The organism is Spirillospora sp. NPDC047418, assembly GCF_040643275.1.
Taxonomy (GTDB): domain Bacteria; phylum Actinomycetota; class Actinomycetes; order Streptosporangiales; family Streptosporangiaceae; genus Spirillospora.
On record NZ_JBEYTW010000031.1, the window covers coordinates 59,277 to 83,287 of the forward strand.

At 73.2% G+C, this 24,011-nt stretch carries 28 protein-coding genes and 1 tRNA gene; 14 read left to right on the forward strand and 15 right to left on the reverse strand.

The features are described from left to right. The first annotated feature begins 56 nt into the window (after positions 1-56). Entirely contained in the window at positions 57-1,427 is a 1,371-nt protein-coding gene (locus ABZ806_RS20745) for an L-serine ammonia-lyase (protein ID WP_500218961.1), read from the forward strand. A 13-nt stretch (positions 1,428-1,440) separates the two neighbouring features. Here ABZ806_RS20745 and ABZ806_RS20750 read toward each other — a convergent pair whose 3' ends face one another. After that, on the reverse strand, positions 1,441-2,409 hold the full coding sequence (locus ABZ806_RS20750; protein WP_500218962.1) for a helix-turn-helix transcriptional regulator: 969 nt from the start codon (positions 2,407-2,409) through the stop codon (positions 1,441-1,443). 53 nt (positions 2,410-2,462) lie between these two features. On the opposite strand from ABZ806_RS20750, the gene ABZ806_RS20755 reads away from it, so the two are divergent. The 4 genes from ABZ806_RS20755 to ABZ806_RS20770 all read left to right on the forward strand — a co-directional run bounded on the left by ABZ806_RS20755 (position 2,463) and on the right by ABZ806_RS20770 (position 4,675). Continuing rightward, a complete protein-coding gene (locus tag ABZ806_RS20755) occupies positions 2,463-3,020 on the forward strand; it encodes a DinB family protein (RefSeq protein ID WP_500218963.1) in 558 nt (185 codons plus the stop codon). Position 3,021: 1 nt separating this feature from the next. Continuing rightward, entirely contained in the window at positions 3,022-3,459 is a 438-nt protein-coding gene (locus ABZ806_RS20760) for a VOC family protein (RefSeq protein WP_500218964.1), read from the forward strand. Positions 3,460-3,531: 72 nt separating this feature from the next. After that, entirely contained in the window at positions 3,532-4,281 is a 750-nt protein-coding gene (locus ABZ806_RS20765; protein WP_500218965.1) for an SDR family NAD(P)-dependent oxidoreductase, read from the forward strand. Between the two features lie 22 nt (positions 4,282-4,303). Beyond that, positions 4,304-4,675 carry a MerR family transcriptional regulator gene (locus ABZ806_RS20770; RefSeq protein WP_500218966.1) on the forward strand — a complete coding sequence of 124 codons (372 nt, stop codon included), beginning with the start codon at positions 4,304-4,306 and terminating at the stop codon, positions 4,673-4,675. Between the two features lie 2 nt (positions 4,676-4,677). On the opposite strand, the gene ABZ806_RS20775 is transcribed toward ABZ806_RS20770, so the two are convergent. Continuing rightward, positions 4,678-5,139 (reverse strand): nuclear transport factor 2 family protein, encoded by a 462-nt coding sequence (locus ABZ806_RS20775; RefSeq protein ID WP_500218967.1) that lies wholly within the window; start codon positions 5,137-5,139, stop codon positions 4,678-4,680. A 90-nt stretch (positions 5,140-5,229) separates the two neighbouring features. Here ABZ806_RS20775 and ABZ806_RS20780 point away from each other — a divergent pair, with 90 nt between their 5' ends. Further along, positions 5,230-5,829, forward strand: a complete 600-nt coding sequence (locus ABZ806_RS20780; RefSeq protein WP_500218968.1) for a TetR/AcrR family transcriptional regulator — start codon at positions 5,230-5,232, stop codon at positions 5,827-5,829. Here the strand turns inward: ABZ806_RS20780 and ABZ806_RS20785 are convergent. The 9 genes from ABZ806_RS20785 to purU all read right to left on the reverse strand — a co-directional run bounded on the left by ABZ806_RS20785 (position 5,797) and on the right by purU (position 13,662). Further along, a complete protein-coding gene (locus ABZ806_RS20785; protein WP_500218969.1) occupies positions 5,797-6,243 on the reverse strand; it encodes a winged helix-turn-helix transcriptional regulator in 447 nt (148 codons plus the stop codon). The genes ABZ806_RS20780 and ABZ806_RS20785 overlap by 33 nt on opposite strands. Positions 6,244-6,264: 21 nt before the next feature. After that, positions 6,265-7,428 carry a thiolase family protein gene (locus ABZ806_RS20790; protein WP_500218970.1) on the reverse strand — a complete coding sequence of 388 codons (1,164 nt, stop codon included), beginning with the start codon at positions 7,426-7,428 and terminating at the stop codon, positions 6,265-6,267. 113 nt (positions 7,429-7,541) lie between these two features. Beyond that, positions 7,542-8,132: a hypothetical protein gene (locus tag ABZ806_RS20795; RefSeq protein WP_500218971.1), complete on the reverse strand. Its 591-nt coding sequence runs from the start codon at positions 8,130-8,132 to the stop codon at positions 7,542-7,544. Between the two features lie 420 nt (positions 8,133-8,552). After that, positions 8,553-8,711 carry a hypothetical protein gene (locus ABZ806_RS20800; protein WP_500218972.1) on the reverse strand — a complete coding sequence of 53 codons (159 nt, stop codon included), beginning with the start codon at positions 8,709-8,711 and terminating at the stop codon, positions 8,553-8,555. A gap of 47 nt (positions 8,712-8,758) precedes the next feature. Next, complete coding sequence (locus ABZ806_RS20805) at positions 8,759-9,430, reverse strand: response regulator (RefSeq protein WP_500218973.1); 672 nt, start codon at positions 9,428-9,430, stop codon at positions 8,759-8,761. Beyond that, positions 9,427-11,103 (reverse strand): sensor histidine kinase, encoded by a 1,677-nt coding sequence (locus tag ABZ806_RS20810; RefSeq protein ID WP_500218974.1) that lies wholly within the window; start codon positions 11,101-11,103, stop codon positions 9,427-9,429. Before ABZ806_RS20810 ends, ABZ806_RS20805 begins: the two co-directional genes overlap by 4 nt. Before the next feature lie 401 nt (positions 11,104-11,504). Further along, complete coding sequence (locus tag ABZ806_RS20815; RefSeq protein ID WP_500218975.1) at positions 11,505-12,068, reverse strand: hypothetical protein; 564 nt, start codon at positions 12,066-12,068, stop codon at positions 11,505-11,507. A gap of 2 nt (positions 12,069-12,070) precedes the next feature. Continuing rightward, positions 12,071-12,685 (reverse strand): DUF6286 domain-containing protein, encoded by a 615-nt coding sequence (locus ABZ806_RS20820; protein ID WP_500218976.1) that lies wholly within the window; start codon positions 12,683-12,685, stop codon positions 12,071-12,073. Between the two features lie 128 nt (positions 12,686-12,813). Then, positions 12,814-13,662, reverse strand: coding sequence for a formyltetrahydrofolate deformylase (gene purU / locus ABZ806_RS20825; protein ID WP_500218977.1), 849 nt, complete (start codon positions 13,660-13,662; stop codon positions 12,814-12,816). A gap of 173 nt (positions 13,663-13,835) precedes the next feature. On the opposite strand from purU, the gene ABZ806_RS20830 reads away from it, so the two are divergent. After that, positions 13,836-14,768, forward strand: a complete 933-nt coding sequence (locus ABZ806_RS20830; protein WP_500218978.1) for a CE1 family esterase — start codon at positions 13,836-13,838, stop codon at positions 14,766-14,768. Between the two features lie 85 nt (positions 14,769-14,853). On the opposite strand, the gene ABZ806_RS20835 is transcribed toward ABZ806_RS20830, so the two are convergent. Next, complete coding sequence (locus ABZ806_RS20835) at positions 14,854-16,053, reverse strand: RNA-guided endonuclease InsQ/TnpB family protein (protein WP_500218979.1); 1,200 nt, start codon at positions 16,051-16,053, stop codon at positions 14,854-14,856. A gap of 110 nt (positions 16,054-16,163) precedes the next feature. Between ABZ806_RS20835 and ABZ806_RS20840 the strand changes: the two genes are divergently transcribed. Genes ABZ806_RS20840 through ABZ806_RS20855 form a run of 4 tightly spaced genes read left to right on the forward strand, consistent with a single transcriptional unit; the run spans position 16,164 to position 19,621 of the window. Beyond that, positions 16,164-17,348 (forward strand): amino acid deaminase/aldolase, encoded by a 1,185-nt coding sequence (locus tag ABZ806_RS20840; protein ID WP_500218980.1) that lies wholly within the window; start codon positions 16,164-16,166, stop codon positions 17,346-17,348. 16 nt (positions 17,349-17,364) lie between these two features. Beyond that, positions 17,365-18,036: an SIMPL domain-containing protein gene (locus ABZ806_RS20845; protein WP_500218981.1), complete on the forward strand. Its 672-nt coding sequence runs from the start codon at positions 17,365-17,367 to the stop codon at positions 18,034-18,036. Continuing rightward, positions 18,033-19,304 carry a family 4 glycosyl hydrolase gene (locus ABZ806_RS20850; RefSeq protein WP_500218982.1) on the forward strand — a complete coding sequence of 424 codons (1,272 nt, stop codon included), beginning with the start codon at positions 18,033-18,035 and terminating at the stop codon, positions 19,302-19,304. Before ABZ806_RS20845 ends, ABZ806_RS20850 begins: the two co-directional genes overlap by 4 nt. 32 nt (positions 19,305-19,336) lie before the next feature. Continuing rightward, positions 19,337-19,621 carry an anti-sigma factor family protein gene (locus ABZ806_RS20855; protein ID WP_500218983.1) on the forward strand — a complete coding sequence of 95 codons (285 nt, stop codon included), beginning with the start codon at positions 19,337-19,339 and terminating at the stop codon, positions 19,619-19,621. Here ABZ806_RS20855 and ABZ806_RS20860 read toward each other — a convergent pair. Further along, the gene (locus ABZ806_RS20860; protein ID WP_500218984.1) at positions 19,572-19,877 is read right to left on the reverse strand and encodes a DUF3618 domain-containing protein; all 306 of its coding nucleotides are present in this window, start codon (positions 19,875-19,877) and stop codon (positions 19,572-19,574) included. The two genes, ABZ806_RS20855 and ABZ806_RS20860, sit on opposite strands and share 50 nt — an antisense overlap. A gap of 152 nt (positions 19,878-20,029) precedes the next feature. On the opposite strand from ABZ806_RS20860, the gene bcp reads away from it, so the two are divergent. After that, positions 20,030-20,497: a thioredoxin-dependent thiol peroxidase gene (gene bcp, locus ABZ806_RS20865; RefSeq protein ID WP_500218985.1), complete on the forward strand. Its 468-nt coding sequence runs from the start codon at positions 20,030-20,032 to the stop codon at positions 20,495-20,497. A 50-nt stretch (positions 20,498-20,547) separates the two neighbouring features. Here the strand turns inward: bcp and ABZ806_RS20870 are convergent. Both ABZ806_RS20870 and ABZ806_RS20875 read right to left on the reverse strand, forming a co-directional pair. Next, positions 20,548-20,632 (reverse strand) — tRNA-Leu (locus ABZ806_RS20870). Further along, positions 20,595-22,178: an MFS transporter gene (locus tag ABZ806_RS20875; RefSeq protein ID WP_500218986.1), complete on the reverse strand. Its 1,584-nt coding sequence runs from the start codon at positions 22,176-22,178 to the stop codon at positions 20,595-20,597. Before ABZ806_RS20875 ends, ABZ806_RS20870 begins: the two co-directional genes overlap by 38 nt. Positions 22,179-22,219: 41 nt before the next feature. Here ABZ806_RS20875 and ABZ806_RS20880 point away from each other — a divergent pair, with 41 nt between their 5' ends. Both ABZ806_RS20880 and ABZ806_RS20885 read left to right on the forward strand, forming a co-directional pair. Beyond that, the gene (locus tag ABZ806_RS20880; RefSeq protein ID WP_500218987.1) at positions 22,220-22,846 is read left to right on the forward strand and encodes a TetR/AcrR family transcriptional regulator; all 627 of its coding nucleotides are present in this window, start codon (positions 22,220-22,222) and stop codon (positions 22,844-22,846) included. Positions 22,847-23,007: 161 nt separating this feature from the next. Beyond that, positions 23,008-23,991 carry an anti-sigma factor RsbA family regulatory protein gene (locus ABZ806_RS20885; RefSeq protein ID WP_500218988.1) on the forward strand — a complete coding sequence of 328 codons (984 nt, stop codon included), beginning with the start codon at positions 23,008-23,010 and terminating at the stop codon, positions 23,989-23,991. Positions 23,992-24,011 lie beyond the last annotated feature (20 nt).

Genomic DNA, 24,011 nt, shown 5'->3' on the forward strand with positions numbered 1-24,011 from the left:
CGTCTACGCGCCCCCTCCCCCTTCCGGGAGGGGGCGCAGCTACAACGAGGTAGCTCATGGCCATCAGCGTTTTCGACCTGTTCAAAATCGGGATCGGCCCTTCGTCGTCCCATACCGGTGGCCCGATGGCGGCGGCACACCGTTTCGCCCGCGGTCTGGAACGCGACGGCCTGCTGGAGAAGACCGCGTCCGTCCAGGTCGTCCTCTACGGTTCGCTCGGCCTCACCGGGAAGGGCCACGGCAGCGACAAGGCCGTCATCCTCGGCCTGGAGGGCGACAAGCCCGAACTGGTCGACGTCGACCGGGTGGACGAGCGCCTGGCGGCGATCCGCGAACGCGGAATGCTGCGGCTCTTCGGCGACCACGACATCCCTTTCGTGGTCAACGAGCACCTCCATTTCGAGCGCAAGGAATCGCTCCCCGGCCACCCCAACGGAATGCGCTTCACCGCCCTTGGCGACTCCGGCGAGGAACTGCGCTCGAAGGTCTACTACTCGGTCGGCGGCGGCTTCATCGTGGACGAGAACGCCACCGGCGCCGACCGGATAAAGCCGGACGACACCGTCCTCCCCCACCCCTTCGACACGGCCGCCGACCTCCTTGACCGCTGCCGCGAAACGGGCCTGTCCATTTCGGCGCTGACGCTGGAGAACGAAAGGGCGTTCGGCCGGTCTCCCGAGGAGATCCGCGAGGGGCTGCTGAACCTGTGGCAGGTGATGCGGGCCTGCGTGACGCGGGGGTGCGCCCGCGAGGGCCTCCTTCCCGGCGGCCTGAAGGTGCGCCGCCGCGCACCGCAGCTCCACCGCCAGCTCTCCACCGAGAAAGCCTCCGATCCCCTTTCCGCGATGGACTGGGTCACCCTTTTCGCCCTCGCCGTCAACGAGGAGAACGCCGCCGGCGGCCGCATCGTCACGGCCCCGACCAACGGCGCCGCCGGGATCATTCCGGCCGTCCTGCACTACTACGACCGGTTCCTGCCGAGCGACGACGACGGCATCGTCCGGTTCCTGCTGACAGCGGGCGCGATCGGCGTCCTGTTCAAGCAGAACGCGTCCATCTCCGGCGCCGAGGTCGGCTGCCAGGGCGAGGTCGGCTCCGCCTGCTCCATGGCCGCCGCCGGCCTCACCGAGATCCTCGGCGGCACCCCGGAGCAGGTGGAGAACGCCGCCGAGATCGGCATCGAGCACAACCTCGGCCTGACCTGCGACCCGGTGGGCGGCCTGGTCCAGGTCCCCTGCATCGAGCGCAACGCCGTGGGCGCCATCAAGGCCATCAGCGCCGCCCGCATCTCGCTGCGCGGCGACGGCCGCCACTTCGTCACGCTCGACAAGGCCATCAAGACCATGCGCGACACCGGCCGCGACATGCTCGACAAGTACAAGGAGACCTCGCGCGGCGGCCTCGCCGTCAACGTCATCGAATGCTGATCGGCCCGCCCAGTCAGCCGTTCCCGGACATGTCCGCGAGGCGGCGGGCGAGGCGGGCGGTGGCGTCGCGCAGTTCCGGCGGCTCCAGGATCTGCGCCGGAAAGCCGAGGCGGGCGATGTGCACGGCGAGCCAGTCGAGGTCGTCGCCGCCGACGGTGAGCAGGCACCAGCCGTCGCGGTCGTCCTCGACGCGTCCCACCTGGGGCGGTATCAGCTCACGCACCTGGTCGGACGTCGCGTGGAGCCGGACGCGGGCGAGGTGGCGGTAGGGCGCCTCGGTCACCGAGCGCTGGACGTAGGCGACCGGGTCCGGATGCTCCCTCGGCCGGAAATGCCAGGTCGTCGGCGCGGCGTCGCGCATCCGGTCGAGGCGGAAGGTGCGCCAGTCGCCGCGGTCGACGTCCCAGGCCATCAGGTACCAGCGGCGGGCGGTGGCGACCATCCGCACCGGCTCCACCGTGCGCTCCCGCTCCGCGCCGCCGCGGGCGGCATACCGGAACCGGACCCGGACAGCGTCGCGGCAGGCCCGCGCGAGCGTCACCAGCAACTCGGCGTCGACCTCGGCGCCGGGGCCGACGAGGGTCTCGGTGGCGCCGCGCACGGCCCGGACCTCGGCGCGCAGCCGGGGCGGCATCACCTGGTCGAGCTTCGCGAGCGCCCGCAGCGCGGCCTCGCCCGTCCCGGCGACGGTGCCGCCCGACGCCAGCCGCAGGGACACCGCCGTCGCGATCGCCTCCTCGTCGTCCAGCAGGAGGGGCGGCAGCCGGGTGCCCGCGCCGAGCCGGTACCCGCCGCCGACGCCCGCCGTCGCGTGGACGGGGTAGCCGAGCGCGCGGAGCCGCTCCACGTCGCGGCGCACCGAGCGGTCGGTGACCCGGAGCTGCTCGGCGATCTCGGCGGCGGTCCAGGACGACCTGCGCTGCAGCAGTGCCAGCAGCCGCAGCACGCGCTCGGTCGTCCCCTCGGCGGTCACGCGGTTCATCGTTCCACAGATCGCGGAACGTACCTGTCCGCAATCGGGGGAAGACTCGCGTCATGGATCGGAACACGTTGCTCCGGGACCAGCTCAGCTGGCACTGGGACCACCAACTCCGCGCCCGGCTCGACGGGCTCGGCGACGACGAGTACTTCTGGGAGCCGGTCCCCGGCTGCTGGAGCGTGCGCCCGCGCGGCACCGGCACCGCGCCGGTGCGGGCGGGATCGGGCGCGATGACGATCGACTTCGCGTTCCCGCCGCCCGACCCGCCGCCGTTCACGACGATCGCGTGGCGGCTCGGGCACGTCATCGTCGGCGTCCTCGCGATGCGCAACGCCTCGCACTTCGGCCGCGCGCCCGTCGACTACGACTCGTTCGAGTACGCCGAGACCGCTTCTGACGCGCTGGCCCAGCTGGACGCCGAGTACGCGGCGTGGCTGGCCGGCGTCGAGTCGCTCGGCGAAGACGGTCTCTCCCGCCCGTGCGGCGAGGCCGAAGGGCCGTTCGCCGCCGATCCCATGGCGAGACTCGTCCTGCACATCAACCGGGAGCTGATCCACCACCTGTCCGAGGTGTGCCTGCTCCGTGACCTCTACCCGCACAGGAAGGCGAGCTGACATGGCCCGCGAAATCCAGATCACCTTCGACTGCGCCGACCCCGCCGGGCTGGCCGCGTTCTGGGCCGAGGCCCTCGGCTATCGGCTCCAGGACCCGCCCGGGACCTTCGCGTCCTGGGACGAGGCGCTGGACGCGATGGGCGTCCCGCCGGAGAACCGCAACGACGCCTCGGCGGTGACCGACCCCGACGGCGCCGGGCCGCGGCTGTTCTTCCAGCGGGTGCCGGAGGGCAAGCAGGCCAAGAACCGCGTCCACCTGGACGTGCGGGCCGCCCCCGGCCTGGACGGCGACGCCCGGATGAAGGCGCTGGAGGCGGAGGCCGAGCGCCTCGTCTCGCACGGCGCCGCCCGCCTCCGGCGGCACGAGCCCTCGCCCCCGCTCGGCGCCGGCCACATCGTGATGGCCGACCCCGAGGGCAACGAGTTCTGTCTCGACTGACCGTCCGGGTGCGCCCGCGCCGAGGGGGCGGGGTTGACCTTGACGCTGGCGGCAGGGTTCGAGAGTGGGCGCATGGAGAAGCGCGCACAGCAGAGAGTCGCCATCGTCACCGGTGCGGGGACGGGGATCGGACGTGCCACCGCACGGATGTTCGCGGCCGAGGGGACACGGGTCGTCGCCGTCGGCAGGCGGGCAGAGCCGCTCGCGGAGACCGCCGGCGGCTACGACCTCGTCCACCCGCTGGCCGCCGACATCACCGGGGAGGGCGCGGCCGAGGAGATCGTGCGGCAGGTGATGGACGTCCACGGGCGCCTCGACGTCCTGGTCAACAACGCGGCGATCGTGCGGAACGGAGCGCTGGGCGCGCTGACGCCCGAGGCCATGGACGCGCAGTTGGCGACGAACCTCGTCGCGCCGGCCCTCCTCGCGCAGGCGGCGCTGCCCGTGCTGGACGACGGCGCGGTCATCGTCAACGTCAGCACGTCCATCGGGCAGCGGGCGTGGCCGGGCAACGCGTTCTACGCGGCGACGAAGGCGGCGCTGGAGCTGCTCACCCGGACCTGGGCGGTGGAACTCGCGCCGCGCGGCGTCCGGGTCGTGGCGGTGGCGCCCGGCGCGATCGGCACCCCGATCGGGCGGCACCAGGGACTGTCGGACGATCAGCTCGCCGCCGTCCGGGCGTGGCAGATCGAGCACACGCCGCTCGGGCGGATCGGGCGTCCCGAGGAGGTGGCATGGGCGATCACGCGGCTGGCCGCACCGGAGGCGTCGTTCGTAACGGGTGCGGTGTTCCCGGTCGACGGCGGTGCCGTCGTCGCCTGACCGGCATGTGAAGATCGTGTGCATGCGCATCGGTGAGCTGGCCCGGGTCGCGGGGACGACGCCGCGCGCCCTGCGGCACTACGAGGAGGCGGGGCTGCTCACGTCCCGCCGGGCGGCCAACGGCTACCGGATCTACGACGAGGGCGCGGCCGTGCGCGTCGGGAACATCCGGTACCTGCTCGCGGCGGGGCTCACGCTCGACGATGTCCGGGCGTTCTCGGCGTGCCTGGACGGCGATGTGGCGGCCGCGCCGCCGGCCGAGGGGAAGCTCCGGATCGCGCTCGACCGGCTCGCCGTGCTGGACGAGCGCATCGCCGCCCAGACCGAGGCCCGCGACCGGCTCGCCGCCGCCCTGCGCGAGGCGGCCGGACGGATCGCCCGTCCGGTCGCCTGACCTCAGCGGAGCGGGATGTCGGTCCCGCGCTCGCTCTCGGGGCGCGGGCCGTGGATGCGCCGGTCGGCCTCCTCGATGGGCACGTCGTTGATGCTCGCCTCGCGGCGGCGCATCAGCCCGTGCTCGTCGAACTCCCACAGCTCGTTGCCGTAGCTGCGCCACCACTGGCCGCCGCCGTCGTGCCACTCGTACTGGAACCGGACGGCGATCCGGTTCTCGCGGAAGCCCCACAGGCTCTTGCGCAGCGCGTAGTCGAGCTCCTTCTCCCACTTCCCGGTCAGGAAGGCGAGGATCTCGTCCCGTCCGGTGACGAAGCGGTCGCGGTTCCGCCAGACGGAGTCGGACGTGTAGGCGCCCGCCACCTTGTGCGGGTCGCGGGTGTTCCAGGCGTCCTCGGCGGACTGCACCTTCTGCCGGGCGGTCTCCTCGGTGAACGGCGGGTAGGGCGGGCGGTCCTCGGGCATCACAGCCTCCTCATATTGAGAACGTACGTTCTCGATCAATGTCGCCTAATCTAGGGAACGACCGTTCTCAACGTCAAGCGGGAGTCGTCGATGCCGGCCGCCATCACCGAGGAGCAGCAGTCCCTGGACCGCCGGGCACTGCTGGACGCCGCGGAGGACCTCTTCTACCGGCAAGGCATCCAGGCGGTCGGCATGGACGACCTGCGAAGCGCCGCCGGCCTGCCCCTCAAGCGCATCTACCGGCTGTTCCCGACCAAGGAGGCGCTAATCGTCGCCATGCTGGAGCGCCGCGACCTGCGCTGGCGCGGCGACCTGGCCGCCCACCTGGACACGGTGCCCGACCCACGCGAACGCGTCCTCGCGCTGTTCGACTGGCTCGGCGCCTGGTTCGCCGAACCCGGCTTCCGCGGCTGCGCCTGGGTGAACGCCCACGGCGAACTCGGCCCGACCGCCCCGGCGATCACCGAGGCGGCCCGCTCCCACAAGCGCGCCTTCCACGCCCAGGTCACCGCCCTGGTCAACCCCGTCGCGCCGTCCGCCACCGAATCGATCTACCTGCTGGCCGAGGGCGCCATCGTGGTAGCCGGCATCCACAACGACCCGGCCGCGGCGGCGCGGGCGCGGGCGGGCACCCGCGCCCTCCTGGACGCGGCCGGGTCAGGGCGTGCGGGTGCCGCGGCCGGTGGGTGAGTGGGCGCCCATGCGGGCCTCGTTGCCGCAGTGGCTGCAGATGACCATTGGGCTGAGCGTGTCGCCACACGAGTGCTGCCAGCGGACGGGCGGGTCGTCCGGATGCAGGTGCCGGTCGCCCCACCGCATCAGGACGAGCAGCACGTCGCACAACTCCAGGCCCGCCGGCGTCAGGTAGTACTCGTGGCGCACCGGGTGGTCGCTGTAGCGTTCGCGCCGGACGATGCCGTTCGCCTCCAGCTTGCGGAGCCGGGACGCGAGGATGTCGCGGGACGCGCCCGTGTTGCGGACGATCTGATCGAACCGCCGCACACCGTAGCTCAACTCCCGGATCGCGAGCAGGCTCCAGCGCTCGCCGACCAGGTCCAGGGTGTCGGCGACCGAGCATTCGCGCGGATCGGCGTCCTTCGGCATGCCTCGCAGCCTAGCCACCGGTCAGAGCCGCTCGACGATGGTGGCGTTGGCCAGCCCGCCCGCCTCGCACATGGTCTGCAGCCCGAACCGTCCGCCGCGGTCTTCGAGGGCGTGCAGGAGCGTCGTCATGATGCGGGCACCGCTGGCGCCGAGCGGGTGGCCGATCGCGATCGCGCCGCCGCGCACGTTGACCCGCGCCAGGTCGGCGCCGGTCTCGCGCTGCCAGGCCAGGACGACCGGCGAGAACGCCTCGTTCACCTCGAACAGGTCGATGTCGTCCAGCGTGAGGCCGGCCCGCCCGAGCACCTTCGCGGTCGCCGGGATGATCGCCGTCAGCATCAGCAGCGGGTCGTCGCCGGTCACGGCGAACGCGTGGAACCGCGCGCGGGGACGCAGGCCGAGGCGCTCGGCGACGTCCGCGCCCATGACCAGGACGGCGGCGGCGCCGTCGTTGACCGGGGAGGCGTTGCCCGCGGTGACCTTCCACTCGATCTCGGGGAAGCGCTCGGCCATCCGCTCGTCGTAGTAGGCCGGCTTGAGCCCGGCGAGGATCTCCGGTGACGTCCCGGGGCGGACGGTCTCGTCCCACTGCCCCGCCCAGGCGACCTCCCGGTCGAACTCGCCGTTCTTCCACGCCTCGGCGGCGCGCCGGTGCGACTCGTAGGCGTAGGCGTCCAGTTCCTCGCGCGCGAACCCCCAGCGGGCGGCGATCAGCTCGGCGCTGATGCCCTGCCCGACGAGCCCGTCCGGGTACCGCTCGGCCAGCATCGTCCCGTACGGGTTGCTCCCCGGCAGGACGCTCGACCCCATCGGCACCCGCGACATCGACTCGACACCGCACGCGATCGCGATGTCGTAGGCGCCGCTCTGCACGCCCTGCGCCGCGATGTGCAGGGCCTGCTGGGACGATCCGCACTGCCGGTCGACGGTCATGGCGGGGACGCTCTCGGGGAACCCGGCCGCGAGCACGGCCGTCCGCGTGAGGTTGAGCGCCTGGTCCCCGACCTGCGTGACGACGCCCCCGATGACGTCGTCGACGTCGCCCGGCTCGATCCCGGCCCTTTCAACCAACACCGTGAGCGTCCGCGCCAGCAGATCGGCCGGAAGCTCCTCGTGCAGGACCCCGTTCGCCTTCCCCTTGCCCACCGGAGTCCGCACGGCCTCCACGATCACCGCATCCCGCACCACAACCACCTCCGTTGCGTTTTCCAACTCACCCCCTCAGTATCCGCCTACCGAGTTGGAAAACACAACCCACCGCCTCCTTTGGCCTACCTCACACCCGGCAGAGGGCCGCGTCAGAGCTTCCCAGCGATCAGCACTGCACGGTGCCCACCGATCCGCCGACCGAACTCCTCGACGAACTCCGCCCGAAATGGCGGCCAGTTCCAGAACGTGAACCCCAGATACCCGAGAGCGAAGTAGTCGTCGGCCCACTCCCACGCCGCCGGCTCGACAGGACGTGCGCAGGACGGGCACGGCATGACCGCGTCACGCCCTTCCGTCCATCCGCCCAAGACCTTGGAGAACGGCTCCCATGCCTCGTTGACGAATGCGAAGTCGTCATCGACGAACCGGAATTCCGTGCCGCAGTGCGGGCAGGCGGCCGCCCACGGCTCCCCCTGCCCCGCGTCGAACACGGTGCGCCCGGTCTGGACGTCCAGACCGTTGCTCCACAGCCCCTGCCAGCCCGGACACCCGTCGCCGTCCACCACATCGCCCGCACGAGGCCCGGGCGGATGACCAAGATCAGCCCCCAGCACGCAGTCGGTACGCTCCGCCAGCACGAACCCCGCCGAGATCAGCCAGTCCCGCACCTCCAACGCCAGCCGCTCCGCCTCCGCGGCACCCGCCTCCACGTCCACCAGCGTCTGGAAGTAATCACCCATGGCGCCGCACCATAACGCCCGCCTCCGACGTCCACCCCGCCGCGCTCGACCGCCGACCCAGCGCCGCGACCACGTTGAGCGTTTATCTGTGGGTCTTCGTCTACCCGGTGGTGTTAGGGGTGGCGGCGATCGTCGTGGTCGGGGGCAATAGCAAACCCGGGGGCCGCGGGTGGTGTGCCGTGGTCCCCGGGGTTTCGGGCCGCTCAGCGGGAGGGGCCCATGCCGTGGGCTGACTGCCCCTGGGTGGAGCCGCCCGATTGTTCGCGGTGGGACAAGTGCGCCTCCTCGATGCCCTCGACTATGAGCTTCACTTCGGACATTAGCCGCGTGTGCAGATATAGCCGACCAATAGGGTTCAAAGGTGGCGTCAAACCGCACACGGAAACGCCCGGACTCGCGTCCGGGCGCTGGTTGCGGCGGCTAGCGGCCCTTGAACATCGCGCGCATCTTGCGGGCGGCGTCCCCCGGTTTCCCCTTGCGGGGCGCGCCCGTGGCGGATTCGGCGCGGGGCGGCGGCGGGTCCTCGCGCTCCGGTTCGGTCTTCGCCCTGCCCTCGGACTTGCCAGGCTTCTCGGTCACGACAACTCCCCGATGTCGCATGCACTGTCGTCCCGTTGGTACCCCGTCTAGCCGGGATAGAAGCGCACTTCCGGACGTCCGACCTGACCATAGTGGGGTTTGCGGTGCGCCAGGCCGTTCTGCGCCAGGTACTCCAGGTAGCGGCGGGCGGTGACGCGGGAGACGCCGGTGAGGTCGGCGGCCGCGGCGGCGGACAGGCCGTCGGACGCGGCGTTCAGCACGTCCGTCACGGCCTGGAGCGTCTCGCCGCTCATGCCCTTCGGCACCGCGCGGTGGTCGGGGGTGCGGAGGGTGGCGAGCATCCCGTCCACGTCCGCCTGGCCGCTGACCTCGCCGGCGCCCACGGTCTGCGCCCGGAAGCGGGCATAGCGGTCGAGCTTGTCGCGCAGGGACGCGAACGTGAACGGCTTCAGGAGGTACTGCACGACGCCGACCGAGACGGCCGAGCGGATCACCGCCAGGTCGCGGGCCGAGGTGACGGCGATGACGTCCACGTCGCGGCCCCCGGCGCGGAGCGCGCGGCAGACGGTGAGGCCGTGCGTGTCCGGCAGGTAGAAGTCGAGGAGGACGACGTCGACCGGCGCGCGCTCGCAGAACCGGAGCGCGTCGGCCCCCGAGTGGACGACCCCGGCGACGGCGAACCCGGCGACCCGCTCGACATAGGTGCGGTGCGCCTCGGCGGCGACCGGGTCGTCCTCGACGATGAGCACTTCGATCATGGGTTGTCCAGGGGGAGTCGGACGGTGAACACTGCGCCGGTGTCGTGCCCCACGCGGACCTCGCCGCCGCGCCGCCGGACGGTCTGGCCGACCAGCGCGAGACCGAGCCCGTGCCCGACCGGCCAGCCGCCGGACGTCTTGGTCGTCCACCCGCGCCGGAACATGTCCGGCACGGCGGACGGTTCGATGCCCGGTCCGCTGTCGGACACCCGCAGCAGCAGCGTACCGGCGTCCTCGCGGGCGCTGACGACGACCCGGGGCGACCGGACGGGCGCGTTCTCGACGGCGGCCTCCACCGCGTTGTCGATCAGGTTGCCGAGGATCGTGACGAGGTCGCGGGCCTCGACCGTCCCCTCGATCGCGGTGTCCTCGGTGATGACCAGCTCGACGCCCCGCTCGGCCGCCTCCGCGGACTTGCCGAGCAGCAGCGCGGCGAGGACGGGCTCGGTGACGGAGTCCACGACCCGGTCGGTGAGGCGCTGCGCGGTCGCGAGTTCGGCGGTGGCGAACTCGACGGCCTGGTCGGGACGGCCGAGTTCGACGAGCGACACCACGGTGTGCAGGCGGTTCGCGGCCTCGTGGGCCTGCGAGCGCAGCGACTCGGCGAACCCGCGGACGCTGTCCAGCTCGCCGGTCAGCGTCTGCAACTCGGTGTGGTCGCGGAAGGTGACGACGTTCCCCATCGCCCGGTCGCGGGACCGGACGGGTGAGGTGTTCACCACCAGCACGCGGGTGTCGCCGACGTGGATCTCGTCCGAGCGGGGCTCCGGCGCGACGAGGGTGGCGACCAGCTCGGCGGGCAGGCCGAGGTCGGTGACCCGCCGTCCGCGCACGTCGGACGCGGCCCGGACCGGTGACCGGCCGGACCGCCGCCGCGCCCGCGCCCGCCCCCGGCCGGCCGGCCGGTGGGCGCGCAGGTCGAGCAGGTCGAAAGCGGCGTCGTTGCACAGCACGACGCGGCCCCCGCGGTCGAGGATCAGCAGCCCCTCGCGGACGGCGTGCAGGATCGCCTCGTAGTACTCGAACATCTCCCGCAGCTCGCCGGACGCCGCCCCGCGCGTCTGCCGGCGCAGCCGGGCGGAGACGAGGTAGCTGCCGGCCATCCCGGCGGCGAGCACGACGCCGGCGACGACGGCGAGGGCGATCAGCCGCTGCTGCAGCCGGCCCGTGATCACCCGCACGGTGATGCCGACCGCGACCAGCGCCACGACCTCGTGCCGGTCGTCGAAGACGGGCGCGACGGTCCGGACGGACGGGCCGAGCGTGCCGGTGTAGGTCTCGGTGAACGTCCGGCCGGCCACGGCGGGCGCGGTGTTGCCGACGAAGTGCCCGCCGATCCGGGACGGGGTGGGATGGGTGTAGCGGATCCCGTCCGGGCTCATGATCGTGATGAAGTCGACGCCGGTGTCGTGCCGGACGCGCTCGGCGTACGGCTGCAGCAGCGCGCTCGGGTCCGGCGCGGCGAGCGCCGCCCGGACGTTCTGCGCGTCGGCGATGCTCACCGCGACCGCCGTGACGGTCTGCCGCGCGCCGTCGTCGGCGGAGCGCCCGGCGTCCAGGTAGGCCAGCACGACGCCGGCCGCGACGAGCAGCCCGACGACCGCGGCCTGCAGCACCAGCAGCTGCCGGGCCACGCTCCAGTTGCCGGGCACCGCCCAGCGGGGACGCCGCATCGGCCCACGCACCTCCTCGGAACACGCCGTGAACGAAATGTACACAAGCGTGACGGCCGTCACAGGGACGCGCATAGTGGCGGTTGCAAGGATCACAGCCCCGCCGCTCACGCTCCCGACCCGCGACCCTCCCCCCACCGCGGGTGCCCGCTGTGTGCATGCGCCGCCCGTCCCGGCGCATGGGCGCCCGCCGACGAGCGAGCGCCCGTCCCCACCCGGGACGGGCGCCGCTCCTCCCCCGCCAACTCCTATCGCAGGGTCAATCGTGTCCGTTCCCGGTGCCCGTCCGCCGAGGAGGACACCGTGCCCCGTCCAACCGGCCCGCAGGCCGGGCACGGTCAGGCGATGAGGGCTCGGTCGTCCGGTGCCAAGCGCCCCGGCACCGGACGGCCGTTCGGGTGTCAGGCTGTTTCGGGTTGGGGGTGGTGGCGGCGGGGGCGGGTGAAGAGGGGGCGGAAGCGGATGACCACCGGCAGGTCGGGCATTCCGATCGCGCGGCGGTAGCGTTCGACCGGGCCCGCGCCCAGTTCGCCGTACACCTCTCCGACGAGGGTGTCGCCGGCGCAGGACACGTTCAGCAGGAGGCGCGGCCTGTCGGCCGTGCCGGTGAGGCGGATCCGGACGTCCTCGACGCCGGGCAGCGCGCGCACGTCCCGGTCGAGGTGGCCGGTGGCCGTCCGCGCCCGGACGCGGGTCTCGGCGTCCAGGTCGGGCCACCGCTGGTGGACGAGGGTCCGGCCCTGCAGGACGAGCCACAGCTGGCCGGCGAGGGCCAGCAGTTCGGCGGCGGCCGCCGCGGCCGGCAGGAACCAGCCGGTGCCGCCGGCGAAGCGCACCGCCGCCGGGTCGAGCAGCGGCCTGCCCGACAGGGCGCCGAACGCGTCGAACGCGCCCAGCCCGAGGGCGGCGGCGGAGGCGCCGGCCAGCAGCAGCACCGCCCCGGTCATCGCGATCGCGATCCGCATCGTCAGTCCTTCCGCCAGCCGAGCCGGACGTCGACCGGCGGCCGGTGCATCGGCTCGATCCGGTCCAGGCGCGCCTCGACGGCGGCCCGGACGAGGTCGGCCAGGTTCGACGGGTTCCGGTAGTGGGTGCCGGCCCGGACGAGCAGGCTCCGCCGGAACACCGACAGGCCGCGGACGCGGGCGCGCTCGATGCCGGGGACCTCCAGGGCCGCGTCGGCGAGCGCCCGGCGCAGCGCGGCCCGCCCGATGAGGCCGGCCTGGCGCGGGTCGGAGCCGTCCAGCGGTATCCCGCGCAGCCGGCCGGGCAGCGCGGCGACCAGGAACGCGGCGCCGAGCACGGCGGCCGCCCCCGCGACGACCAGGACGTCCGGGTCGCGCCAGGTGTGCCGGCGCAGGACGTCCAGCAGCGTCGCGACGCCCGGCACCGGATGCACGGCGGATCCGAGCGCGGCGGCCAGCAGCTCGATCGCCGCCACCCCGCCCGCCGTCGTCACCAGCAGCGCCGCGGCGAACCCCGCGACCGCGCGGCGGGGCCGGAACGCGCGGACCGCCAGCCGCCGCGCCTCCCGCCTGCCGCGCTCCTCCTCGATCAGGTCCTGCACCAGCGCCTCGGCCATAGCCACCCCCGTGAGCCATCGGCACGTCCGACATCCTCACTCATCGTGAGGCATGACCACGCGGAGTGAAACTCGCCATGCCGACATCTCACGGAAAACCGCAGGTCAGCGTCAGCGCGGGGAAAGGGTCAGCGAAAGACGACCGTGCGGTCGCCGTTGAGCAGCACCCGGTGCTCGGCGTGCCAGCGGACGGCGCGGGCCAGCGCCAGGCACTCGACGTCGCGCCCGACCGCCACGAGCTCCTCCGGGCTCTGGGTGTGGTCGACGCGCGCGACCTCCTGCTCGATGATCGGGCCCTCGTCCAGGTCGGCGGTGACGTAGTGGGCCGTGGCGCCGATCAGCTTCACGCCGCGCGCGTGCGCCTGGTGGTAGGGGCGGGCGCCCTTGAAGCTCGGCAGGAACGAGTGGTGGATGTTGATGATCTGCCCCGGCAGCTTCGCGCAGAAGTCGTCGGAGAGGATCTGCATGTACCGGGCGAGGACGACGAGGTCGGCGCGGTAGTGCTCGACCAGCGTGAGGATCTCCGCCTCCTGCGCGGCCTTGCCTCCTGACCCGGCCGGCAGGTGGTGGTAGTCGATCCCGTACGACTGGGTGAGCGGACGCAGGTCGGGGTGGTTGGAGGCGACCGCGACGATGTCGATGTCGAGCAGGCCGGAGCGCGTCCGGTAGAGCAGGTCGTTGAGGCAGTGCCCGCCCTTCGACACCATGATCAGGACGCGCGGGCGCTCGGCGAGCGCGTGCAGCCGCCATTCCAGGCCCAGCTCGGGCACCAGCGAGGCGAACGCGCCGCGCAGCTCGTCGGGGTCGGTGTCGTCGAGGGCCGTGAACTGGACCCGCATGAAGAACCTGCCGGACTCGCCGTCGCCGAACTGCTGGCTCTCCACGATGTTGCATCCGCGCTCGGCCAGCAGCCCCGAGACGGCGGCCACGATGCCGGGCCGGTCGGGGCATGACAGGGTCAGGACGAATTCGTTCAACGGTCTCACTCTTATCGCGACGCGGCAGCTCAGAACGGGTCCCTCCGAGCTTACGCGGCCGCCGCGCGTCCCGCCGCCGTCCTTCCACGCGTGCACCGAGACCTTGGCGGCATGCCCGGCTCCGTCTACTCATGAGTAGTTTGAGGGCGCCCGTAGAGGTTAGCTTTGCGTTCATGCGGCGAATCCTGCTCGTGGTTCTGGCGATCACCCTCGTCCTCGCGGGCTGCACCGAGCAGCACGACACGCAGGGCGGCGAGGGCGGCCGCCCGGCCAAGGTCGACGGCATCCCCACTGCGCAGGGCACGCACAAGCAGAAGATGGACGTGGGCACGCTCGGCCACCGCGAGTTCCTCCTGCACGTGCCGGGCAAGGTCTCGGACGGCACATGGGAGGACGGCAAGCCCGCCGACCCGCCCGCACTGGTCATCGCCCTGCACGGCGGGCTCGCGAACATGAGCAAGATGGAGGACCTGACCGGCTTCGACAAGCTGTCGGACGAGCACGGCTTCCTCGTCGCCTATCCGGACGGGTTCATGACCACGTGGAACGCGGGCGACTGCTGCGGCGCCGCGAAGATCGGCGACATCGACGACGTGGGGTTCCTGAGCAAGCTCATCGACAAGCTCACCGGCGCCGGGCTGGCCGACCCGAAGCGCGTCTACGTCACCGGGTTCTCCAACGGCGCGGGCATGGCGTACAAGATGGCCTGCGAGAAGCCGGACAAGGTGGCCGCGATCGGGGTCGTCGAGGGCGCGCTGGTGACCCCCTGCGACCCGGACCGCCCCGTCTCGGCGATGATCTTCCACGGGACGGCGGACCGGAGCGTCCCGTTCAACGGCGGCGGGAACCGCGACTTCAACGACAAGCGCCCGTTCCCGCCGGTGTCCAAGGCGGTCGAGTTCTGGCGTAGGCTCGCCGATCTCCCCGCACCGCACAAGAACGTGAAGGCGCTCGGCAGCGGCACGAACTGCGCGAGCACCGGCAAGGGCGCGCAGGGCGTCGCGGTGACCTTCTGCGAGATCCAGGGCGGCACGCACCGGTGGCCGGCCGAGGCCGGTCCCATGCTCTGGGACTTCTTCGCCGCCCACCCCCGTAGCGGATCGTGAGAGCTTTTCACATTAGCGGGTAGTGTGGCAGTGTGACGAGCTTGACGTCCTCCCCCGCCTGAAGGCGGGGGATTCCAACCCGTCCCTATACGGAGAGGAGAGCGGGTTGAGGTTCGCGGTTCACCGGCCGGGCTGCCGCCCCGCCTCCCCGCGCTGCCACCGTGCGTCCCACGGCGGTGTCTTTGATGTTGCGTGCGGCGTTGACGTCGGCGTTGACCCTGTGCCCGCAGGCCGTGCACCGGAACACCGCTTGGCTCTCGCGATTGTCCCGGGCGCGGTGCCCGCAGGCGTTGCAGGTCTGCGACGTGTACGCCGGGTCGACCCGCACCAGGCGCCCGGGTGCCTTGTGCTCCAGCCGGGTGACCAGTTGCCCCCACCCGGCGGCCAGGATGCCCCGGTTCAGCCCGGCCTTCTGCCGGACGCCCGCGCCGGGGGCAGCCAGGGTGCCCTTGGCGGACCGAGTCATGGCGGCCACATCGAGGTCCTCGACGGCGATGACGTCGAACCGGCGCGCCAGATCCGTCGAGGTCTTCTCCACCCAGTCCCTGCGGCGGTCGGCTTCACGCGCCTTCAGCCGCGCGATGGCGGCCTTGAGGCGGGCCCGCCGGTTCGACCCCCGCTTCGCGCGGGCCAGGCGGCGCAGCAGCCGCTTCAACCGCTCGGCCTCACCAGGCGTCAAGCCCGGCACGGTACAGGTCTGGCCGGTCGACAGCGCGGCCGACACCGCCACACCCCGGTCGACACCGACCGCCGCACCGTTGCCGGGCGCGGGCACCGGGGCGGGGACGGCGGCGAATGCGACATGCCAGCGCCCGGCGCGGTCCCGCATCACCCGGAACGACTTCACCCCGGCAGGGACGGGGCGCGACCAGCGGAACCGCACCCACCCCACCTTCGGCACCCGCACCACACCCGCGCGGCGCGACAACCGCCGCACATCCCACGCCCGACCCCGAACCCCGACAACCCGGAACCCCTCATGCACCCCGGCCTTGCGCCAGGTGGGGCGCCGGTGTGTCCCGGCGAAGAAGTTCGCCATCGCCTGCGCGTAGTCCCTGAGCGCCTGCTGCTGCACCGTCTGCGAACCCGCCGCCAGCCATCCGAACGCGGCGCGGGCCTCAGTGAGCTGGCGGGCCTGCGCGACATACCCCGGCGCCGGACCCCGCCGCGGCGTCCGCCACGCCTGCTGCTCCACCGCCAAATTCCACACGAACCGGGCATGCCCGCAATGCTCCAGCAACCCCGCCTCCTGGGCAGGGGTCGGACACAGCCGGTACCGGGGCACGCCCGCAACCTACAGAGCGCCACCGACAAAACCCGGAGAGACACCGTGCCGCACCGTCCCCTATTTCCTCCCCGCCCTGAAGGACGGGGTTTCCACGCTGCAGGTATCCGATGAACCTCCGGGACCGCTATGACGCCGCGACCGCCGCGATCGAGGCGCCGTTCGCCGTCGTCGACCTGGCGGCCTTCCGCGCCAACGCCGCCGGCCTCGTCCGCCGGGCCGCCGGCAAGCCGATCCGCGTCGCGAGCAAGTCGGTGCGCTGCCGGGCCCTCCTGGAGGACACCCTCGCCATGGACGGCTTCGCCGGGATCATGGCGTTCACGCTGCCCGAGGCGCTGTGGCTCGCGGCCGAGGGCGTCAGCGACGACATCCTGGTCGCCTACCCGACCGCAGACCGCACCGCCATCGCGGCGCTCGCCGAGAACCCCGCGGCCGCCCGCGTCATCACGCTGATGGTCGACTCCCCCGAGCACCTCGAACTGATCGAGGGTGCCGCCGGCGACCGCCGCATCCGGGTGTGCATCGACATCGACGCCTCCTACCGCCCGCTCGGCGGACGGGTCCGGATCGGCGCGCTGCGCTCCCCGCTGCGGACCGCCGCCCAGGTGTGCGCGTTCGCCGAGCGGATCCTCAAGCGGCCCTCGCTCGACCTCGCCGGGCTGATGGCCTACGAGTCGCAGATCGCCGGCGTCGGGGACGTCCCGCCCGGACGTCCCGCGCGCGGCCGCGTCATCCGCGCCATGCAGCGGCAGTCCCGGCTGGAGCTGGCCCGGCGGCGCGCCGCGATCGTGCGCGGCGTCCGGGAGCTGACCGACCTGGAGTTCGTCAACGGCGGCGGCACCGGCAGCGTCGAGAAGACCGCCGCCGAGCGCGCCGTCACCGAGGTCGCGGCGGGCTCCGGCCTCTACCAGCCGCACCTGTTCGACCAGTACTCCAACTTCACCGGACGCCCCGCCGCGCTGTTCGCGCTGCCCGTCGTCCGCCGCCCCGCCCCCGGCGTCGCGACCTGCCTCGGCGGCGGCTACCTGGCGTCCGGCCCGGCCGACGCCATCCGCCTCCCGCAGCCGTACCTGCCGACCGGGCTGTCCTACGACCCCAACGAGGGCGCCGGCGAGGTGCAGACGCCGCTGCTCGGCCACGCCGCCGACCTGCTGTCCCTCGGCGACCGCGTCTGGTTCCGCCACACCAAGGCCGGCGAGCTGTGCGAACGCTTCGACGCCCTCCACCTGATCGAGGACGGCCGCCTCGTCAAGACCGTCCCCACCTACCGGGGCGAGGGCCGGACGTTCCTGTAGGACGTAGGTTGGGGGGATGAGCGATGCTCCCCTGATCAGTGTTCGCGGTGAGGCGGTGCTGGAGGCCGAGCCGGAGATCGCGCGGCTGTCGGTACACGTCCAGTCGCAGGAGTCCGACCGGCGCGCGGCGCTCGACCGGCTCACCGAGCGGAACCAGCGGTGCCTCGACCTGGTCAGGTCGTACGGCGACGCCGTGGAGAAGGTGGAGACCGGTGGGCTGGCGATCACGCCGCTGCTGAAGTACAAGCGGCGCGAGGGCGACGTCCGGGCCTACCGGGGCACCGTCTGGATCAAGATCGTGGTGGTCGACTTCGCGGTGCTCGGGGAACTGGTCGCCCGCCTCGGCGACCTGGAGCGGACCTACGTCAGCGGGCCCGAGTGGGAGCTGCGGCGCGACAGCGAGGTGTACGAGCGGGCCGCGCGGCAGGCGGCGCACGAGGCCGTGGCCCGCGCGCGCGGCTACGCCGAGGCCCTCGGGGCGCGGCTCACCGGCCTCGTCGAACTGTCGGACGAGGGCGTCGGCCGCGGGCAGGAGCCCCCGATCGCGCTCGCCGCCGCGTACGGGCGCGCGCCGGGCGGCGCCGCCGAGGAGCCCGAGCCGATCGATCTGGAGCCGGAGACGCAGATCGTCCGCGCCACAGTCCAGGCGCGCTTCACCGCGACGCAGCCCGACCTGGAGCCGCGGTGAGGATCGCGGTCGTCGGCGCCGGCAGCGGCTACATGCCGGGCGTCATCCGGGGGCTGCTGCACCGCGCCGACGATCTGGCCGGTACCGAGCTGGCCTGCTACGACATCGACCCCGCGCACCTGGACGTCATGACGCGGCTCGCGCGCAACATGTTCGCCGCGCGGGGCGCCGCGTTCACCGTGTCGTCGCACACCGCTCTCAAGGCGACGCTGGACGGCGCGTCGTACGTCTTCACCACGTTCCGCCCCGGCGGGCTGGCGGCGCGGCACCTGGACGAGTCGATCCCGCTGAAGCACGGCGTCGTCGGGCAGGAGACCGCGGGTCCGGGCGGGTTCCTGATGGCGCTGCGGTCGGTGCCCGTCCTGCTGGACGTCGCCGCCAAGGCCGACCCGGGCGCGTGGATCGTCAACTACACCAACCCGACGAACGTGGTCACCGACGCCGTGGCCAGCCGCACCGGCGCGCGGATCATCGGGCTGTGCGACCAGTACATCGGCGACACCGAGATGTGGGCCGGCCTGCTGGGGCTGCCGTCCGACGGGCTCGAGGCCGACTGGATCGGCCTCAACCACGCCACCTGGGCGCAGCGGCTCCGGCTCGACGGCCGCGAACTCGACCTGCCGCTCCTGCTGGACGACCTGAAGGTCCCCGGCGGCGGCGCGACCCCGTGGCGCGACCCGTCGCGGATGGCGGAGCTCGCGAAGACGCTCGGGTTCCTGCCGAACTCCTACGCCAAGTACTACTTCTTCCACGACCAGGTCGTGGACGAGTTGCGGGCGAAGGGCACGACCCGCGCGCAGGACATCCTCGCCATGCTGCCCGGCTACTACGAGCAGGTCGCCGCCGAGTCGCGCAAGCCCGACCCCGACCCGTCGCGGGAACGCGGCGGCGGCGAGCACGGCGAGTTCGCCGTCGACGTCATCTGCGCCCTGCACCGCGACGAGGGCCGCCGGATGATCGTCAACACCCGCAACAACGGTGCCGTCTCGTCGCTGGACGACGACGCGATCGTGGAGGTCCCGTCCCTGGTCGGACGGTCCGGGCCCGTCCCGCTGACGATGGGCCCGCTGCCCGGCCCTGTGCGCGGCCTCACCCAGGCGGTCCACGCCTACGAGCGGCTGGCGTCCGACGCCGCCGTCACCGGCGACCGCCGCACCGCGCTGCAGGCGCTCATGGCGCACCCGTTCGTCCGGAGCAAGCACACCGCCGAGAAGATCCTGGACGAGGGCCTGGCCGCCCACCGCGACCACCTCCCCCAGTTCCGCTGAACGGCGCGGGGCGCCGTGCCGTACTCCATGCCGTGGGAGGAACCGACTGCGGGGCGTACCGGCTCGGTCTCGGCGTCTACGCCATCGGACGGCTGGACGGCGCCGAGGCCGACGCGCTGTCGGCGCACCTGAGCGGCTGCCCGCCCTGCCGCGCCGAGCTCGCCGAGCTGCGCACCGCCGCCGCGCTGCTCGCGCACTCCGTCCGCCCCGGCCCGGCACGCGGAAGCGCCGGCCGCGGACCGCGGACCGGCGCCTCCAGAAGGGGTCTCAGCGGCGCCTGCGCCTGCGGCGCCAGAGGACCAGGGCGGTCACGGTGACCGCGGCGCCGACGCCCGCGAGCACCACCCGCTTGTCGACGCCCTGACCGTCCTCGTCGTCGCCGGACGGGCGCACCAGCGTCCCGAACGCCTTGACGACCTGGCCGGCCTCCTCCTTCATCCGCTCGACGCCCCGGTGCGCGACGTTGCGCGGGTTGATCCGGACCGCGATCTCGTCGATCTCGCGCGTGAGGTTCACGCGGGTGCGCTCGATGAAGAGTTCCGCTTCCTCCGGGTCGCTGCTCCAATCAGCCATGCCGTTTCCTTACCGTGTCGGGCGAACTCGCGGTGGGGCGCGACCACGAGCGAAGCATGATCCGAACAGTGTCGCAGGTCTTGCCCGTGGGCGTCCGCACAACCCCGGCCGGTACGGTGGGTGCCACCATTCGATGCGAAAGGCGGGTCAGGGTGTCCGAGCGGCTGCAGCCGGGCGACGTCGCCCCCGGTTTCGAGCTTCCCGACGCCGACGGGGCCGCGGTGTCGCTGGCCTCGCTGCGCGGTAGGCGCGTGATCCTCTACTTCTACCCGGCGGCCATGACGCCCGGCTGTACCAAGGAGTCCGTCGACTTCGAGGGCAGCCTGGCCGAGCTGGAGGCCGCGGGCGCCACCGTGGTCGGCATCTCCCCCGACAAGCCGGCGAAGCTGGCGAAGTTCCGGGAGAAGGAGGGGCTGACGTTCCCGCTCCTGTCCGACCCGGACGCCGAGGTCCTGACGGCCTACGGCGCGTACGGGGAGAAGAAGCTGTACGGCAAGGTCGTCGTCGGCGTCATCCGGTCCACGTTCATCATCGACGCCGAAGGCAACATCGAGAAGGCGTACTACAACGTGAAGGCGACCGGGCACGTGGAGCGCCTCCGCCGCGACCTCGGCATCTGACCGGGCCCGGCGCGGCAACGCCTCGGCCCGCGCCTCACGCGCGGGCCGGGTGCGGGCGGGGGGATTCGAACCCCCACGGTGTCGCCACCAACAGGACCTAAACCTGCCGCGTATACCTGATTTCGCCACGCCCGCCGGTGTCCGCCTCGGTCAGCTTATCGGCTTGATCGGCGGGGCCGGCAACGGAATTGGCGGCACCCGGGCGGGGCGCGCGGTACAGGGCCGCGACGATGACGGCGGTGACCGCCAGCGCGATCGACGCCGTGAGGAACGCGGTCTGGACGCCGTCGCCGAACGCCGCCCGCGCCTGCTCGGCGACTCGCGGGCCGAGCCGCATCGCGCCCGCGAGCGACTCCCGCGCCGCCTCGGCGGCCGGGGCGGGCAGGCCGTCCAGGGTCAGGTTCGCGCGGTAGGACGACTGCAGCAGGCTGCCGAGGACGGCGATGCCGAGCGCGCCGCCGAGCTCGCGGGCCAGGTCGTTCATCGCCGAGCCCACGCCCTGCTTGTCGGCCGGCAGCGCGTCGGTGATGGACGCGGTCGCGGGCGTCATGGCGAGGCCCGCCCCGGCGCCGAGCGGGATCAGCCCGGCGAGCAGCAGCCAGTACGTGCTGTCCTCGTCCAGCAGGGAGAAGACCAGCATCGCGACGCTGACCAGCAGCAGCCCGGCGGTGATGACGCGGCGCGGGCCCAGCCTGGCCGCGGCGCGGGGCGCGACGACGCGGGCGAACGGCATCATCGTCAGCGCCATCGGCACCAGGCTGAGCGCGCCGACGAGCGCGCTGTCGCCCTTCACCAGCTGCAGGTACTGCAGGATGATGAAGACGAAGCCGAAGAACGCGAAGAACTGCAGGGTGAGCGAGAGGGCCCCGGCGGAGAACGCGCGGATGCGGAACAGCCGCGGGTCGAGCAGCGGGTTCGGCCGCTTCAGCTCCCACAGCACGAACCCGGCGAGGATGACCAGCGCGGCGGCGAGGCCGAGCAGGGTGCGGGCGCTGCCCCAGCCCTCGGTGGGCGCCTCGATGATCGAGTAGACGGCGGCGCCGAGCCCGGCGACGGTGATCACGGCGCCGGTCACGTCGAGCCGCGGCGCGTCCGGCTCGGCCGACTCGGGGACGACCGCGAGCGTCGCGACCAGCGCGACCACGGCGAGGACGACGTTCAGCCAGAACACCGACCGCCACGACCACGCCTCCAGCAGGCCGCCGGACACCAGCAGCCCGAAGATCGCGCTCGCGCCGGCCACGCCCGCCCAGGTGCCGACCGCGCGGGTGCGCTGCGCGGCCGGGAACGTCGCGGTGATCGTCGACAGCGTCGCCGGCATCACCAGCGCCGCGCCGACGCCGAGCACGCCGCGCATCGCGATCAGCCAGTTCGGGTCGCTGGCCAGCGCGGCCGCGGCCGACCCGGCGCCGAAGATCACCAGTCCGGCGGCGAGCGCGCGGCGGCGCCCGTAGCGGTCGCCGATGGCGCCGCCGAGCAGCAGCAGCGCGGCGAAGACGAGCGCGTACGCGTCGATGATCCAGGACAGTTCGGTCAGCCCGGCGCCGGTGTCCCGGGCGATGGACGGCACCGCGGTGTTGAGGGACGCCACGGCCGACACGACGGTGGCGAGGGAGAGCATCACGGCCGGCAGCACCGCGCGGTGGACGGTGCCCGGACCCTCCGGAGCTGTGGTGTTCATGCCTCGACCCTCGCCCCCGTCCCGGCTATATTTCAATCCTGATGAATAAATCCGGAGCGGGCCCGGGAACGGGGACGCGGGGCCGGCGGCGCGGCAGCCCCGACACCCGCGAGGCCATCCTCACCGTGGCGCGCCGCCGCTTCCTCGCCGACGGCTACGGGCCGGTGACCATGCGGTCCATCGCCGCCGAGGCGGGCGTGGACGCGGCGCTGATCAGCTACTTCTTCGGGTCGAAGAAGGGGCTGTTCGGCGCGGTGCTGGGCCTGGTCGCCAACCCGCCCGAGGTGCTCGCCGGGGCGCTCCCCGGCGACCCCGCCACGCTGCCCGAACGCGTCCTGCGGGCGCTGCTGACCGCGTGGGACGACCCCGAGGGCGGCGCGCGGCTGGTGCTGCTGGTGCGCGCGGCGGTGGCCGAGCCCGACCTGACCCGGCTGCTGCGCGACCTCCTCGAACACGAGATCGTCGACCGCGTCGCCGAGCACATCGGCGGGCCGGGCGCGCGGGCGCGGGCCGGGGCATTCGGCACGCAGCTCGCCGGGCTGATCTTCGTCCGCTACATCCTGCGCGTGGAACCCGCCGCCTCGATGGCGCCCGATGAATTAATCGCCCGGCTCACCCCGGGGCTGCGCGCCGTCCTCCACCCGCCGCCGCGCCCGCGCCCCCGGTAAGGGACGGGCCGCCGCCGGGGTTGCGGACAGACCCCCGCACGCGGTGGCGGCGGCATGTGGCCAAGGACCCTCGGCAGGCCCGGGACGGAGGGCTAGGCTGGTCGGATCCGTCCGGCTCGCACAGTCGGTGACACCATGATCACACAATCGGCGGGGCCGCCGTGAGCGACGATTTCACGCACCGCGTACTCCCCTACGACGGCGTGGAGGAGTTCCTCGGCGGCGCCGTGCCCTTCCTGCGGGACGGCCTCGACACGGGCGACCGCGTCCTCGCCGTCTGCGGGACCGCCCAGCAGATGCTGCTGCGGGACGCCCTCGGCCCCGACGCCGGCGCGGTGCTGTTCCGCGACGCCGCCACCTGGTACCGCCACCCGTCCCGGACGCTCGCCGACTGCCTGGGCGACGCCGACGAGAGCAGCCGGCAGGGCCGCCGGCTGCGGATGCTCGGCGAGCCGGCGTGGGCGTCGCGGCCGCCGCTGGAGGTCGTCGAGTGGGAGCGGGCGGAGGCGCTGCTGAACATCGCGATCCGCGGCACCGGCGCGGCCGTCCTGTGCCCGTACGCCGCCTCGCTGCCCGCGGGCGTCGTCGCGGCGGCCCGCAAGACCCACCCCGAGACGGTGCGCGGCACCCGCACGCTGCGCAATCCCGGCTTCGTCGACCCGTGGACGTTCTGCGCCCGCTGCGACGCCGACCCGCTGCCCCCGCCGCCGTCCGGCGCCGACACGCTGACGCTCGACGCCCACCCCGACCTGTTCTGGCTGCGCGCCTGGGTCACCGACTGCGCGCGGCCGACGCCGCTGCCGGAGGAGGGGCGGCAGCGGCTGCTGGTCGCGGTCACCGAGGTCGTCACCAACGCGCTCCGGCACGGCGCCCCGCCCGTCGTCCTGCGCATGTGGACGGACGCGGCCGGCCGCGAACCGGCGCTGCTCTGCGAGGTCGCCGACGCGGGGCGCTGGCCGCCCGGCACCGGGTACGGGCTGCTCCCGCCGCGCCCCGCCGACGGTCCGGCCGGCGGGCGGTTCGGGCTGTGGGCCGTGCGGCTGCTGTGCTCGACCGTCCAGATCCGCACGGGCGAGGAGGGAACCGCCGTCCGGCTGCGGCTAGCCCTGCCCCGCCCTGACCTGGCCGCAATCGACGGAGGGTGAGGAACTCCCTGCGTTGGGCT

Coding starts and splice junctions, on each gene's coding strand:
- ABZ806_RS20745 (WP_500218961.1), top strand. CDS start 57: ATGGCCATCAGCGTTTTCGACCTGTTCAAAATCGGGATCGGCCCTTCG.
- ABZ806_RS20750 (WP_500218962.1), bottom strand. CDS start 2,409: ATGAACCGCGTGACCGCCGAGGGGACGACCGAGCGCGTGCTGCGGCTG.
- ABZ806_RS20755 (WP_500218963.1), top strand. CDS start 2,463: ATGGATCGGAACACGTTGCTCCGGGACCAGCTCAGCTGGCACTGGGAC.
- ABZ806_RS20760 (WP_500218964.1), top strand. CDS start 3,022: ATGGCCCGCGAAATCCAGATCACCTTCGACTGCGCCGACCCCGCCGGG.
- ABZ806_RS20765 (WP_500218965.1), top strand. CDS start 3,532: ATGGAGAAGCGCGCACAGCAGAGAGTCGCCATCGTCACCGGTGCGGGG.
- ABZ806_RS20770 (WP_500218966.1), top strand. CDS start 4,304: ATGCGCATCGGTGAGCTGGCCCGGGTCGCGGGGACGACGCCGCGCGCC.
- ABZ806_RS20775 (WP_500218967.1), bottom strand. CDS start 5,139: ATGCCCGAGGACCGCCCGCCCTACCCGCCGTTCACCGAGGAGACCGCC.
- ABZ806_RS20780 (WP_500218968.1), top strand. CDS start 5,230: ATGCCGGCCGCCATCACCGAGGAGCAGCAGTCCCTGGACCGCCGGGCA.
- ABZ806_RS20785 (WP_500218969.1), bottom strand. CDS start 6,243: ATGCCGAAGGACGCCGATCCGCGCGAATGCTCGGTCGCCGACACCCTG.
- ABZ806_RS20795 (WP_500218971.1), bottom strand. CDS start 8,132: ATGGGTGATTACTTCCAGACGCTGGTGGACGTGGAGGCGGGTGCCGCG.
- ABZ806_RS20805 (WP_500218973.1), bottom strand. CDS start 9,430: ATGATCGAAGTGCTCATCGTCGAGGACGACCCGGTCGCCGCCGAGGCG.
- ABZ806_RS20810 (WP_500218974.1), bottom strand. CDS start 11,103: ATGCGGCGTCCCCGCTGGGCGGTGCCCGGCAACTGGAGCGTGGCCCGG.
- ABZ806_RS20815 (WP_500218975.1), bottom strand. CDS start 12,068: ATGCGGATCGCGATCGCGATGACCGGGGCGGTGCTGCTGCTGGCCGGC.
- ABZ806_RS20820 (WP_500218976.1), bottom strand. CDS start 12,685: ATGGCCGAGGCGCTGGTGCAGGACCTGATCGAGGAGGAGCGCGGCAGG.
- ABZ806_RS20830 (WP_500218978.1), top strand. CDS start 13,836: ATGCGGCGAATCCTGCTCGTGGTTCTGGCGATCACCCTCGTCCTCGCG.
- ABZ806_RS20840 (WP_500218980.1), top strand. CDS start 16,164: ATGAACCTCCGGGACCGCTATGACGCCGCGACCGCCGCGATCGAGGCG.
- ABZ806_RS20845 (WP_500218981.1), top strand. CDS start 17,365: ATGAGCGATGCTCCCCTGATCAGTGTTCGCGGTGAGGCGGTGCTGGAG.
- ABZ806_RS20860 (WP_500218984.1), bottom strand. CDS start 19,877: ATGGCTGATTGGAGCAGCGACCCGGAGGAAGCGGAACTCTTCATCGAG.
- ABZ806_RS20875 (WP_500218986.1), bottom strand. CDS start 22,178: ATGAACACCACAGCTCCGGAGGGTCCGGGCACCGTCCACCGCGCGGTG.
- ABZ806_RS20880 (WP_500218987.1), top strand. CDS start 22,220: ATGAATAAATCCGGAGCGGGCCCGGGAACGGGGACGCGGGGCCGGCGG.